General features: G+C 42.4%; 11 protein-coding genes and 1 pseudogene. 1 reads left to right on the top strand and 11 read right to left on the bottom strand.

The window, feature by feature from the left end; translation table 11 throughout:
* Positions 1–18: 18 nt before the first annotated feature.
* From CGZ75_RS19895 to CGZ75_RS19835, 11 genes and pseudogenes are all read right to left on the bottom strand, one after another.
* Positions 19–963 carry a helix-turn-helix transcriptional regulator gene (locus tag CGZ75_RS19895; protein WP_141136836.1) on the bottom strand — a complete coding sequence of 315 codons (945 nt, stop codon included), beginning with the start codon at positions 961–963 and terminating at the stop codon, positions 19–21.
* A 47-nt stretch (positions 964–1,010) separates the two neighbouring features.
* The gene (locus CGZ75_RS19885) at positions 1,011–1,373 is read right to left on the bottom strand and encodes a response regulator (protein ID WP_089526041.1); all 363 of its coding nucleotides are present in this window, start codon (positions 1,371–1,373) and stop codon (positions 1,011–1,013) included.
* A gap of 722 nt (positions 1,374–2,095) precedes the next feature.
* A pseudogene (locus CGZ75_RS19875) lies at positions 2,096–2,344 on the bottom strand (NUDIX domain-containing protein); the annotation flags it as partial.
* Positions 2,345–2,433: 89 nt separating this feature from the next.
* The gene (locus tag CGZ75_RS19870; RefSeq protein WP_089526038.1) at positions 2,434–3,324 is read right to left on the bottom strand and encodes a carbohydrate ABC transporter permease; all 891 of its coding nucleotides are present in this window, start codon (positions 3,322–3,324) and stop codon (positions 2,434–2,436) included.
* 15 nt (positions 3,325–3,339) lie between these two features.
* The gene (locus tag CGZ75_RS19865) at positions 3,340–4,230 is read right to left on the bottom strand and encodes an ABC transporter permease (RefSeq protein ID WP_089526037.1); all 891 of its coding nucleotides are present in this window, start codon (positions 4,228–4,230) and stop codon (positions 3,340–3,342) included.
* Between the two features lie 314 nt (positions 4,231–4,544).
* Entirely contained in the window at positions 4,545–6,209 is a 1,665-nt protein-coding gene (locus CGZ75_RS19860; protein WP_089526036.1) for an extracellular solute-binding protein, read from the bottom strand.
* A gap of 187 nt (positions 6,210–6,396) precedes the next feature.
* Positions 6,397–7,800, bottom strand: a complete 1,404-nt coding sequence (locus CGZ75_RS19855; RefSeq protein ID WP_089526035.1) for a response regulator transcription factor — start codon at positions 7,798–7,800, stop codon at positions 6,397–6,399.
* Entirely contained in the window at positions 7,800–9,500 is a 1,701-nt protein-coding gene (locus CGZ75_RS19850; protein ID WP_089526034.1) for a sensor histidine kinase, read from the bottom strand. The genes CGZ75_RS19855 and CGZ75_RS19850 overlap by 1 nt, the downstream gene beginning before the upstream one ends.
* A gap of 221 nt (positions 9,501–9,721) precedes the next feature.
* Positions 9,722–10,381, bottom strand: a complete 660-nt coding sequence (locus tag CGZ75_RS19845) for an RloB family protein (protein WP_089526033.1) — start codon at positions 10,379–10,381, stop codon at positions 9,722–9,724.
* Positions 10,382–11,692 (bottom strand): AAA family ATPase, encoded by a 1,311-nt coding sequence (locus tag CGZ75_RS19840; protein WP_089526032.1) that lies wholly within the window; start codon positions 11,690–11,692, stop codon positions 10,382–10,384.
* Between the two features lie 268 nt (positions 11,693–11,960).
* Complete coding sequence (locus CGZ75_RS19835; protein ID WP_089526031.1) at positions 11,961–12,497, bottom strand: NAD(P)H-dependent oxidoreductase; 537 nt, start codon at positions 12,495–12,497, stop codon at positions 11,961–11,963.
* A 188-nt stretch (positions 12,498–12,685) separates the two neighbouring features.
* Between CGZ75_RS19835 and CGZ75_RS19830 the strand changes: the two genes are divergently transcribed.
* Positions 12,686–14,422, top strand: coding sequence for an alpha-glycosidase (locus CGZ75_RS19830; RefSeq protein WP_089526030.1), 1,737 nt, complete (start codon positions 12,686–12,688; stop codon positions 14,420–14,422).
* The last annotated feature ends 39 nt before the right edge of the window (positions 14,423–14,461 follow it).

The raw sequence follows: 14,461 nt of genomic DNA, 5'->3' as shown, positions 1-14,461 counted from the left end.
TGAACAACGAGGTACCTCCTAGTTGCCGGCATTTTCACGACTGGTGAGACGGTACTCTCGCGGTTGCAAACCGACCTCTTTGCGGAACACTTTGCAGAAATATTTCTCGTTCGGATATCCGGATTGAAAGGCAACCCAACGGATCGGCTTGGACGATTGCTTCAATAATTGCTTAGCATGGCCAATCCGTAATAAACGCAAATATTCGTTGAACGTGTGCCCCGTTATATCGTGGAAACAACGGCTGAAGTAGCTTCTGCTCATGCTGGCATGTTTAGCTGCATCCAGTATAGACAGCTCCTTCTGAAACTCCTGTTGGATATAATCAAGGGATTTCATAATATCACGCACGATTTCTTTGGAATAATAGGAGGTTTTCCACGACCTTTTTATCGTTTCACGTACTTCGGTAAGCCAGTCCACTACATCTTGCCATACTAAAAAGCGCAGAGCTCCATGCTCTTCAAGCACAGGGACGCCAAACGTTATTTTCCACTTATCTACCATTGCGAGAAAATATGTTTCTAGCCACATCCGATGCGGCTTTTGTACAACAATATCGTCCAGCAGCGTGTTGAAAACCTCATCATCCATAATCCAGGCTCTTGAAACCCAATCTTCATCCCTGGTTAACAAGTAATGAGTTCCCCTCAGCCCATGCTGATCGGTTATCGTATAGGCTTGAGTATAAAAGGCAATTTTCTTATCGTACATGAAGTACAGAGAATCCTTGAATTGTTGTACACTCATCCTGATTCGATCCTTATCAAACCCGCGAATGCCTGTCCACTTCACGATCGCCCAATAAGGGGGCAGTTGTAGCTGCTCCAGCATTTGCTCGAGCCCGACTGGATCGTCGTTCTCCTCCAACCACCACTTGTTGCGGTCAATTCGGCTTACCCGCAGTCCAAAAAGTGTTTCTTCCTTGTCCTGCTCCTCTTCGAAAAGACTCTCATCACCCAAGTAATAAAAGGAGTAGCCATGGTCGCGAAGCAGTCTACTGCCGATGCCTAGACGATTCTTTGCAATACGTCGTCCATTTGCTCCACTTCAAAGTCGGCCTTGATAATATAATCTAAAGCTCCGATTCGGAGCGCTTCCTGTATGTACTCGAATTCCTCGTGAAAAGTAAGCACAACCTGTCCAATATGAGGGTATCTGACGTTAACTTGCTTCATCAGCTCAAGACCGGTCATCACAGGCATTAGCAAATCAGTAAATAGAAGATCAACGTCGTTATGTGCTAGAAATTCTAGAGCTTTCTCCCCGTTTATTGCTTCTCCTACAACCTCTAGCCCATAAGTTTTCCAGGGCATCATGCTAATGAAACCGCGACGAACCAGTTGATCGTCCTCTACTACAAGAACCCTCATATAGACATCCCCCGCTATCAAAGTTGTGCTCGCCTAGTGTCTGTGAGGAATACTTCAATTTGCGATTTATGTTACCATACAAAGGTTAGTGGCTCAATCTATTCGGTTGTAAGTTGGTATTCTCTCATAGAAGGCCGGTTCGCTCCGCTTCCTCTTTTGTTTCTCTAGTTCATCTTATAAAGATTATCCAGGTTTACACTTTAGAATTTAGTTTTGAGGACAATAATAAAGTACATCAGGGAAATCGGAGGTGAGATGGACATGAACTCGGTTAAGGATAGGACTCTTTTCATTGTTACTAGCTTAATTATGATTTTAACCGGGCTTATTTACAATCCACTCGTCACCCGTACATTTGTGAAAATAAAGCTCTTAGGCCCTGAAAACGCTGATACATATCTCGAACTATGGGGGATATATTCTATTACAATTGGAGTAGTGTTGTTTTTGTGGGTAGTGTAACCTTCTTTCTATATGCCAAGAGGAGCAATAATTACGAGCGTAATTTTAGTTATTGCTATAGTAGGAGAAGTACTACCTTTTTTGTTGTGGATGATGTTTTTCTTCACTAAAATCGAGTTTTATAGCTTTATCCATTTCGCGTTGCATTCAATTATTATCTTTTGTTTACTATCTTCTCTCTATGCTTGCTTCTCAAGTTTCCCGAGGGAAGATCTACGTGGAGCTTAGAATTTTATCCCTGTACTTGGCTATTATTTTAAAAATACGTCTATCAAATGCAGGGTACCAATCGTAAGTCCGGTTTCCTCAAAAACTTCTCTACGTGCCGTTTCTTCCGTTGATTCCCCAAGCTCCATCAGGCCGCCTGGCAGGCCAAATCTACCCACGGGATGCTGCATCCGTTTTTGCAGCAATATTCGATTGTTTCCATCATTTATTAGTACAACTGCCCCAACAAGAATTAAGGGAATATGCCCGACCATCTTCCGTAAATCTTCTACATAGCCCATTATTAATTTCACTCCAAATATTGGATTTGATATAGAGGATGACATGAAACAGCCCCAATGCCAAAGGGCTCATTGGGGCTGTGATTTAGCTACTCCTTAACCGATCCTAACGTAATTCCATGAACGAAGAATCGTTGCAGGAACGGATAAATAATTAATATTGGAATCATAGCAATAAAGATTTTGGCGGCATTCAAAGTTTGATTGGATAGCTCGCTCAAGCGTTTCAATGCTTCAGGGTCCGTATTGATCGTCGTGAAGTCCATTTGTACGACCATCTGCTGAATATAGGTTTGCAGCGGATAATTTTCCGGTGTTGTCATAAAGACCAGACCGCTGAAAAATTCATTCCAGTGACCAACTATAGAGAACAGTGTAATCGTGGCTAACACCGGTACGGATAAAGGAACGAAAAGCTTAACTAGCGTATACCACGGTCCAGCGCCATCAACAAAAGCGGATTCCTCCAGCTCTTTTGGCAGATTGCGGAAGAAGTTAATGACCAGAATGACATTGAACATAGGCAGTCCGCCAGACAGCACCAACACCCAAATACTGTCGATCAACCCGTACGCCTTCACCGTTTGGTAGAGTGGAATAAGTCCGCCGCTGAACATCATCATGAACACCAGAATCCACATGAGGACATTTCTTAAACGGAAATCCCTCGTCGTTTTAGATAACGGATACGCCATAAGTATCGTAACGACGAAGCTCAGAGCAGCTCCCAATACAACACGTTGAATGGATACCCAGAAGGAGTTGAAAAACACGGCGTCCTTCATGATTTCCTTATAAGAGTTCAAGTTAAATCCTATGGGCCACACACTGACGATGCCAGCCGCTGCTGCTGATTTCTGGCTAAGAGAAACCATCAATGTATACCAGATAGGCAATATACAGAGCAGCGAGATGACAACCAAAAAGATGATCAGCATAATATCGAATAGCCTGGAGGCGGCTGACGTTTCTCTAATCATTTTAATGCTCCTTCGTTAAAAGATCCGGTAATTGGTAAACCGGCTGGCAAGGTAATAGGATAACGTAATCAAAATGAAGCCAACTACGGACTTCAGCAAACCTACTGCTGTAGCTAGACCAAATTGTAATTTCAAAAGACCTTCGCGATAGACCCAAGTATCTATAATATCGCCAGTTGAATATACGAGCGGATTGTACAAATTGAAGACTTGATCAAATCCGGCATTCAGGACATTTCCAAGACTCAAGATGAGCAGCAGTAACGCTGTTGGTGCAATACCTGGAAGCGTAATATGCCGCAGTCTATGCCAACGGTTTGCTCCATCCAAAGCTGCCGCCTCGTATAGAGATGGATTAATTCCCGTTAATGCTGCCAAGTAAATAATTGTATTGAAGCCGAATTCTTTCCACACATCACTTCCGACGATGAGATACGGGAACAGCTCTGGTTTGCCCATGAATAGAACCGGATCAACTCCGAATAGGGATAGCAGGTTGTTGACTGGACCTGAGAACGAGAAGACGTCCATAATAATTCCGCTGAGAATGACCCAGGACAGAAAATGAGGCAAGTAGACCAATGTCTGAACCCATCTTTTGAAGATGGCGACCTGTACTTCATGAAGCATCAGCGCGAAAATTACCGGTACGATCAGATGCGCGATAATTTTCAGCAAAGCGATAAACACGGTGTTGAAAAAGATCACCTTACTGTCATTAAGCGAAAACATGTATTCAAAGTTTTCCAGGCCGACCCATTCCGAACCAAATACGCCGCGTACAGGCTGATAATCTTGAAATGCAATCAGCACCCCGAACATCGGCACAATACTGAACATAATTAGCCATATATACCCTGGCAACAGCATGAGGTAGTAATGTTTTGAAAAGCCTTTGTTTCTCACAATCGTTCACTCCTTGTTTTCGGCCTAGAGAATCGCTGGATCGTTGCTTAGCGTTGTTCATTCAGTATAATCACAAGGGGCTATTCCCTGAGATAGATAACAAGCGGACATTGGGATAGAGATATGAAGCCAAGTTTTGCGATCTTACCATCCGTTTGATCGAAAATTTATACCATTTATACCTCTGCCGGGCTTACATTTGTCTACCTATAGGCGCTGAACTGACCTAGAGAGGCCAACCGACGACGAACAACCCTTCCCGTGTTCGGGAAGGGTTGTTCATTGAGATTATTTCTATTCATAGATGCGTATGGTTACTTTTTGACCGTTTCTTCGATTTCTAGCAGAATATCGCTGCCGCCTTGTTTACTCCAATCTTCAACATACTTATCAAAAGATTCGAGCGGTGCAGAGCCCATAATAATTTTCAGGAAGGTTTCACTTTCCAGCTTTCTTAAGTTGGTCCATTTTTTCTCGACCGTTTTGGTCCGTGCATAGGACACACTTGTCATTTTATTGATGGCTGGATCGTAATGATTTTTAGCACCGACCATGATGGAGAATGCACGCATGAAATCTTTATCGCTTTGATTCCAATACTGAATATCCATCTTGTCATAAGGCTCCAGCTTAGAGTTTTTAATGGTAGCCACAGAGTTTTTCAACAATTTATATTCCGGCATGTCGCCAAAGTCTTCCGGCTTTTTTGTTCCCGCTAATACTTCTTGCAGCGCTTTGTATTCAAATCCGATCTCATCAAGCGGTGCAAAGAAGTTGCGAACCATCATGAAATCATTGCCGTGAATAGCTTCATCTCTCAAATAAAGGTTGTTCAGCTTGATTGGAGCTTCCGGATTTTCATACCCTTTGCGGACTACCAAAAATCCGCTCGATGGGTTAGCAACTTTGACGTTGTATTTGCCCTCTGCGTCCAGCGGCAAGGCATAGGCTTGCCAATTGGCTTTAGGATCGTTCTGCCAAGCGCTCGGAAGCGGCCAGTATCCGCCATAGAAACCTTCAAAGAACATGCCCGCTTTGCCGCTTATAACAGTCTCTTCAGCCGCTTTGCGAATACCGATTTCCTTATCAATCAAACCGGCCGCGTACATTTCGCGCAGCTTGGCAAGCGCATTTTTGGTTTCTGTTGTATTCGATCCATATGCCGGCTTACCGTCCGCACCTTCAACCCAGACTCCTGGATACGAATCATACGCTGCGAAGATCGGCGTTAAATCCATCGAGCCTGGTCCGCCCGTAAAGTCATTATACAATGCTGTACCTGCAGCAATACCGATCGTATCGGCTTGTTTGTTGCCATCAGGGTCTTGCTCCACAAATGCTTTTGCTACATTTTGCAGCTCCTCCACCGTTTTGGGCGGCTTAAGACCAAGCTTATCAAGCCAATCTTGACGAATCCAAAGCATATTGAAGTCTTCCGCGCTTACATTCGGAATAGCCATCATTTTGCCGTCAAAGGTAACTTGTTCTTTTGCGAGGCCTTTTGTACTATCAATTATTTTTTTCACAGCAGGAGAGGCGTAGTTATTATAAACTTCCGTGAGGTCTTCAATAGCTCCTGCCTTCACCATCTGATTCAACTGGACCTGGCTAACGACCATAACATCAGGCAAGTCGTTGCTGGCAATGGATAAATTCATTTTCTGATCAAAATTCTCTTTGGATACTTGCCATGCAATATCAAATTCGATATTAAGATCATTTTTAATGGCCGTTTTCCAGGCATTTTTTTCGAGCGTTTCGCCTTTAGTAGACTTAAAAGCAGGGTCTACAGAATAAGCGATGCTTATTTTCACCGGGTCTTTGTATTTACCAAACGGATCGGCTGCTGCGGCAGGGTCACCCGTTGCTGGAGTATTCGTAGCTGTTCCTGAATTTTTAGGATCATTTGAGGCATTTGAACATGCTGCTACTGCGGCCATTGAGGCTAGGAGCAGCACGGTAGTGAGCTTTTTATACATATATGTCCCCTTCTTTCGCTATGTTTGTGCTTCGAGTTAAGTATATAGGGGAACATCGGTTGGGTTAGATAGATAGCGAGATGACATTGGGGTAGAGAAATGAAGGTAATTCGCACGGGACGGAGCGCCGTGTGGAATTATACCGCTGCCATCTTCCATCCCTACGACCCTACATTTATCTACCTGTTTAGTTCAATCGATGTGTCTGGCGGTATTCACTGGGGAGTGTACCGGTCGACTCACGGAAAATCCGGCTGAAATACTTTTCATCCGCATAACCTGTTTGCTCTGCAATCCACACAATCGTGTGGTTTGTATTCAGCAAATACTCTCTTGCCTTTTCGATTCGGATGAATCTGGAGTATTCATTAAAGGTTTTTCCGATAATATCTTTGAAACATTGACTAAAATAACCTCGACTGAGATTCAATCGTTGAGCCAATTCAGCTGCTGTAAGCTGTGTGCTTAGTTCTTCTTGTATCATGGAAACCGCTTTTGTAATGCAATCCAATATTTCTTGTGAATGGGAAGAAGGTCCAACCGATCCGTGAATGCTCTTTCTGATCTTCCTTATCCATAACTCGACCTGGTACCAGGAATGGAGCGACGGAATCATTTGGATTTTTGTAAATTGAGTCCCCGCAAATAAACGATTCCATTCGATTACAAGCGAGTAGAGAAATCCGACTAGTTTCTTTTCCGGCAACCTCAATGACTTCATTTCCTGAATAAGCCCATCAAAAACCCGATCGTTCTGGAACCATCTCGAAAATAAGCGATCTACCTTCACTTTTTCCAGCTCTAATTCATTTGTTCCAGCAGGGATATTGGGCTCATCAAGGATCGAAACAGTCCTTATATTGTGGTCTGGATGATAGTCATAAAACAAAACCTGTTCTCTATACTCCCGCAGCCAGCGCTGTAAATCCTTCCATCCACATCCGGCAATATCCGTTAAAACAAGCAGTACACTTTCCGGTTCGGTCTGTGCCTTCGCCATTAAAACTTCAACGACTTGCTCTTGCTGTTCTTCCTTAACAAACCAGACCCAGCTATTGCGTTCCGCCTCCATCATCAAGGCTTGAGGAAGATTCACCTCTTGAGGCCAGTTAAGCTCCGTTTCATGAGCCATGGATAACAGCACATAACCCTGTTTATTTTCAGCTATAATTTGATCCGGGTTCAACGATACCGATCGCTGGTTCCTGTCCTCTTTGATGCGCGCTGCTATTCGACCAAGAATTTCTTCATACTGCTCCTCTTCCATCTGCACCTTGGCAATATAATCGATGGCGCCAAGCCTCAACGCTTCTTGGATGTATTCAAAATCTTGATGCAGCGTCAATACAGCCATATGCAGATGAGGGTATCGCTTACGCGCGTTCCTCAATAGTTCAATACCAGACATGACTGGCATGGACAGATCTGTAAGCAGCAAATCGACCGGATTACATTCTAGAAACTCTAGCGCCTTCTCGCCATTACTCGCTTCCCCCACGACCTCCATGTTGAAGGCCTGCCATGGCAGAAACGAAATCAGCCCTCTGCGAACGAGTTTATCATCATCAACAACTAGAACTTTTATCGCCATCACGTTTTCTCCTTGCTTATAGGCAAAGTCAAGAAGATGCTTGTTCCTTTACCAATCTCACTCTTGATTTCAAGACTCGCCTTATTTTCATAACTTGCCTCTAACATACGTTTCACATAATTCATTCCAATTCCCATACCCACTTTTTTATGCTCAACGGTACGATTATTTAAAATCTCTTGGATCGTTTCTTCTGTCATTCCAGCTCCATTATCATGAATCGATATGCGAATCACCTTGTCCAACACAACGCTGACCTCAATATATCCATCATCACTTAAACCATGATATAAGGAGTTTTCAACCAATGGCTGAAGGATAAAACGCGGCACGGGCTGTTTAAGCACATTCTTGTCTACATCTATCCGCACATCAAACTCAAAATCATAACGAATTTGTTGCAAAACTAGATACTGTTTCAAGGCATCAATCTCTTCTTCAATGGTTGATACTTGCCCGAGTTTACCTAGATTATAGTACAGCAGTTTGTTGAGCGATTTAACGAGTCGATCAATCTCCTTCTGCCCGTTAATCACCGCCAGCCAATGGACGGTATCAAGAGTATTCATCAGAAAATGCGGGTTGATCTGGTAAAGCAGCTTTTCAACCTCAAGATCAATCCGCTTTTTCTCCTTCAGCTCAACTTCTTCGAACAAATTCCAGATCTGTTTTTTCATTTCGGAAAACTGTCTTAATAAATAATCAAATTCAGGAATTTTCGTCAGCTTATGCTGCGGCCTCATCCGATTCTGAGACATGAATTTAATTTCTGAATTGAACAGATTCAGCGGTTTATAAACCATTTGCCAAAGCAGCCAAGCGAGCAGAATAGTTAAGGCAATAAAAATCAACGCAATGAAAAATATCTTCACCATCCATTGATCTTTTTCTTTGTTATAGTTCGTTTTGGATATAACCGACACCACACTCCAATTTTGATTGGAGGTCTGCTTGAACCAGTAATACCCTTCATGTAAACCGCTTCCCTCATCCATTGAAAACTGGGGGAATTGAGCGCCGCTTTTGAAAGTTTCTGGAACCTCACTATACGCAATTCGACCATTCCCGTCTAAGATCAGATGGGTCAAATCCCCGCCATATTCATTGTTGTCTAGAATGTCTTGTGTCAAAGAAAACCCCGTCTCGATATAAACGTAGACATTATCGCGATCCGGCAAGCCTACTTTTCTCAGCGCCGATAGAACGATTCCATCATCGGACCGGCTCAAGCTTTCATGGGGACCGAAATACGTAATATCGTAATAGCTGGAAAGCAGAGGCAAGGAGTCCAATGCAAGATTATCTTCAACAGGGAAGTTTTCAAATTGGATTTTGTTTTCATTTTGAATATAGTAAAAGGTTAAGCCGACATTAGGATTAGTAAAGGTGACCATGTTCAATTCGTTTTTTAATTGATCTCTCGTATGTAATCTTGTATAAGGGTCCATCGTTTGAAACAATACTTCGTCTATTTGTTTGACGATATTATTCCCATAAGCTAATTGTTGTGAAACATGATTTAGATTGCTTATGGAATTCCCTAATGAAAGCTCCACTTGCCGCAGATTGCTGTTGATCCCGCTCTTGATTTTATTATCAAAAATCTGATCAATCGTGTAGTTCGAAATGATAAAAATACTTAAAAATGGAACTAAAGAACTGACTGAAAATATTAAAAAAATCCTTCTCCTCAACGTCATTTTTGTCTACAACCTTCCTTGCTCTTAGCTGATCTAGTCTCTATCGTTTTCCAAATTATCTTAGCATGTTTAATAAGTTGAGGAAACGTTTGCACAATACCTAAACAAGAAAAAGAACTCTCCGGCTAATACATTGGTATCTAGTTATGTATTCTTGACTCTGGACTTAAAATAATAAAAGGTGACCTAGATAGGTCACCTTGAGTTAAACACATATAAGGTTATAAAAGTCCACATTCCTTTAGGATCTGCTCAACGGATTCATAAATCGTAAGTGATGGGTTATCCAGATAGAAATTGAAACCACTATGATTATGCAATTTAAGATCATTTTGTTGATTGCTTTTCATAATTAACTTGGCTCGTGTAATTGCTGACTTCACATCATCTAAGGATATCTTACCAAGCACTCTGTGGAAGTTAGACCTTTCCTTATACGTTCCAAGCTCAGTAAATTGTTCACTAAAAGCTCTGTTTATCTGATCGAGATACCTATCTCTATGAGCGATGTAGCCGCAATTATTTTTATGCAAAATCATCCATAATTCGAAGGTAAGATTAGAATATCCCAAGTGATATTTGATCTGCTTACCTCGTATTGATGAACTCGCTTTAAGTGCGTCCAGTGTTTCCTTGAATTGTTTGACATGTAATGGTTCACTACTTTCATAGTCGAACCAATGGGTGATATGTATCTTAGAAGTATTGACTACGGACTTAGCATATTTCAGAGGATTCTTTTGTACTTTTCTTTCGATGGAAACTTTAAATATAGCCGAGTCTTCAGCATTAATCAAATCTTTGATGTGATCTAAATACCACTGCTCCGTTTCGCCTTCCACCGTAAAATAATATTTTTTAATTGGCTTCCTACTGACCATCTACAGCTTTCTCCCCCTATCCTCCAACAACTTCTCTATAACCGGGGTGAAGTCAATATCTTTTATGGCTCCATATTGGCTGATGAAGTAATTCTTCATATATTCGCCGCCCATCCTTACTCCATTTTGACCAGAAGTACCGAAATCGGATAACGAATAATGGGTGCTGCAAAATGTCTCATCATCACGTTCTACAAACTTGATTTCGTCACGTCGAAATAGATTGGAATTTAAGAATATCGGATTATGAGTGTTGAATATCAATTGGGCATTCTTCTTGTTTAGATCATCATTATGAAAGATGTTGATGATGTTCATTAGTGCCATCGGATGTAATGAAGCATCGAACTCGTCTACCACTAAGGTCCCACCGCTCAGCAAAGCCTCAACTATCACAGGAAACAGATAGACAAATCGTATTGTTCCATAAGATTCAAAAATTTCAGCATTGACTGCAGTGCTTTCTAAGAGTGAGACTAATCTAGGCTCAGAATCATCATCCTTTGACGCATAACCTAGACTATTGGAATTGACACCAAATATCTTGGCAGCTTCATTAACAGTGGCATCAATGAAAATGGTATCTTTTTTGGGCTTTGAAGGCTTCAATTTAAGCGAATCAGCTCTGTAATACACCATGAATTTATCTTCTAACCAAGTATTAATTTTGTCGACCAGCTTCGGACTGAATATGTTTTTAAAACCGTTCATGAGAAACAACTCTTCATCATTTAGAGTACTCGTAGCCAGCTTAGACAACATGTTTGGCTCGTACTCGTCTAATTGATTTGAAAAATGCTCTTTAAGCTCATTCAAGCCAATTAGTAGATGGTCAGTCCTCGAAAAAAGCATCTTCTCATTCACATGTAGTTTCTCGACTAATACCTTTCTCGAATAACCCTCATCAAGAAATTCACCCAAATCAAGAGATAGTTTATAATCAAACATCAGGCCCTTGTCGATAAACTTAATCGAGAAATCGACCGGCTTTTTCCCTGTGTCCGCACGGTTAGGGATTAACTCCAAGTTTGTAGCCGCTGCATCGGAATGCGTGAATTTACTATCTCCATTTCTAATGTTACCCCGTACAATAATATACTTTAAGGCTTCCATCGCTCCGATAATGTTGGTCTTACCGGATGCGTTTGGCCCATAAATGACAGCCGTGCTCAGACCTTTATAACTCTTTTTCCCAATATTATCTTTCAAAATGCTGTAGTCCAAACCTTTTTGTTTGGGTGCAGGTATCATTGAAAAAACAAGCTCATCAACAAAGGATTTATAGTTTTGGGTCCGAAATTCCAGAAGCATACTCAACCTCCATTTTGCAATAATTTCGCAAAATCACAAACTAACTATATGTTTATGATAGTCAAATGTCAATTATGCTAAACTATTGCGGTAAATAAATATGAAAATTTGGGGCGTCATGGAACTGACCTATAATGAAACGATAAGTGGATAACGAGGGAAAACCACGAAGCAGGCAGGTCCTCGCGGTTTGTTTGTTCATTTTATGAATTATTTTGTCGAGTAATTAATCTATGTACGCTTGCATGTCTGCCCTCTTGCAAGAGAATCATTTATTGGCGAGATTGGAATCTTTCATGTAGGCAATAAGCGCTTCCGAGCTGTTTTGAAGCTCTGTCTCCGATAATCCCAAAACTCCTTGCAACAGGAACGGTGGCACAAAACGCAGTCCGCATAGATTAGCTGTCGCCTGGAACGGGCGAACTAACTCTTCCATAGGGTAACGATTAGCACCGCCGTCACGATATGCTTCCGCTGGACTGCCCGTAGAGATAGCGAGGAGCATCTCTTTTCCATGTAGCTTGTTTCCAGTTGCACCATAGGCAAACCCATATGTTAATACATCATCCTGCCACTGCTTCAACAAAGCAGGTGAGCTGTACCAGTAAAAAGGGAATTGAAACACGATGCGATCATGATCCACAAGGAGCTGCTGCTCCTTCTCTACATCGATTTTGAAGGTCGGATACTCGGCGTATAGGTTGTGGACCGTTACATTTTCTTCTTTCTGGAGACGCTCCAGCCACTGCTTATTTACTTTTGATTGATCCAGGTTTGGATGTGCAACAATAACTAGAATTCTCATAGTTCTTCCTTTCTGATTCTGTATTTACTTTCTATTATATCCATTTTTAATGGGTGTTGAAAATCGATCCGGCCCATGCTATTATTAGGTCAATAAAAAGGCAATGAAACCTAGGGTTCAACCTCGTTTAAGACGAGGTTGGGCCCTTTTTTTCATGCCTTTATCTTATTTATAGGGAGATATACTTCATGCAATTAGACGTGATGTACCACCGAATCAAGCAGAACTGGTCCTATGCCTACGATGAGAAGACGCTTCATATTCGCCTTCGCACCAAAAAGAATGATGCCGATACGGTCGTTCTGCATTGCGGTGATAAGTATGGCTGGGAGCATACCAATTCCTCTGTGCCAATGTTGAAATGGGCTACGGACAATCTATTCGATTATTGGGAAGCCGCTATTCAGCCGCGTTACCGCAGAACCGTTTATTATTTTGAAATTCGCGATAAGGACGAAGTTGTATATATGTTAGAGAAAGGATTTTTGGAAGAGGCTCCGCCTGTCATTTATGAAGGCCTGTTCGATTTCCCTTTCTTGAATCCAATCGATGTTATGACTCCTCCGGCATGGGTTAAGGATGCGGTATTTTATCAAATCTTCCCTGAACGCTTCGCTAACGGAGATCCAACCAATGACCCGGAAGGTGTGCTGCCTTGGGGAGGAACACCTTCACCTACGAACTATTTCGGCGGCGATCTGCAAGGCGTTCTTGATCATCTGGATTACATTTCTGAGCTTGGCGTTAATGCCATCTACTTCAACCCGTTATTCCAAGCGACAACGAACCATAAATACGATACACAGGACTATTTCAAAGTTGATGCTCATTTCGGAACAAACGAGAAGCTCAAAGAGCTCGTAGACGCTTGTCATAAAAGAGGCATTCGCGTCGTGATGGATGCGGTATTCAACCATAGCGGTCATACGTTCCCGCCGTTTCTTGATGTTGTGAAAAATGGACCGGAGTCGCAATACGCCGATTGGTTCTATATTCGTGAATGGCCGCTTGAAGTAAAGGACGGCATCCCGACTTATGACACATTCGGCTTCGAGCCGATTATGCCAAAGCTGAACACAGCGAACCCGGAAGTACGGGAATATTTGCTTAAAATCGCTCGCTACTGGATCGAAGAAATCGGCATTGACGGCTGGCGGCTTGACGTTGCCAATGAAGTGGATCATCATTTCTGGCGCGAGTTCCGCAAAGCGGTGAAATCGGTTAATCCGGAAGCTTATATTTTGGGCGAAATCATGCATGACTCCATGTCGTGGCTGCAAGGCGATCAGTTCGATGCCGTTATGAACTACCCGTTCACAAACGCATTATTGGATTTCTTCGCTCATGCTCGGATCGACGCGACAGAATTCTCTTATGCCATTCAACGGCAGCTTGCCAGCTATCCGCGCCAAGTCAACGAAACCTCCTTTAATCTATTGGGCAGCCATGATACAACCCGATTGCTCACGTTATGCAAAGGAAACAAAGACCGACTGAAGATTGCTTATTTGTTTGAGCTGACGTTTGTTGGCGCACCTTGCATCTACTACGGCGACGAAATCGGTATGGATGGCGAGCATGATCCTCATAACCGCAAATGCATGGAGTGGGATGTTAAAAAGCAGGATCAGAGCTTGTTAACCTTCTTCCAAACGATGATCAAGCTTCGTCATGAGCATGAAGCGCTTCGTACAGGCAGCATCCGCTTCCTGCCTCAGAGCAACCCGCAATTGCTCGTTTACGAAAGAGAAAGTGCTAACGAACGTTTCCTTATCGCCATTAATAATTCGGATGCTGCAGCCGTTTACTCGTTAAACGCCGATTATAAATGGGTCGACGCGCTTACAGGCGATAACATGGAATCCGGTAACGGAAGATTTAGCTTACCGGCTTTCGGTTACTCGATTACAAAAGTTAAAATGTAGGATTGTTGTGAAGAACAAAAAAGGTCGGGTTCAGGATAA

Origin of the sequence: Paenibacillus herberti (genome assembly GCF_002233675.1) — a bacterium.
GTDB lineage: Bacteria > Bacillota > Bacilli > Paenibacillales > Paenibacillaceae > Paenibacillus_O > Paenibacillus_O herberti.
The sequence above is the reverse complement of the archived record's forward strand: the minus strand, read 5'-3'. Positions and strand labels throughout refer to the sequence as shown.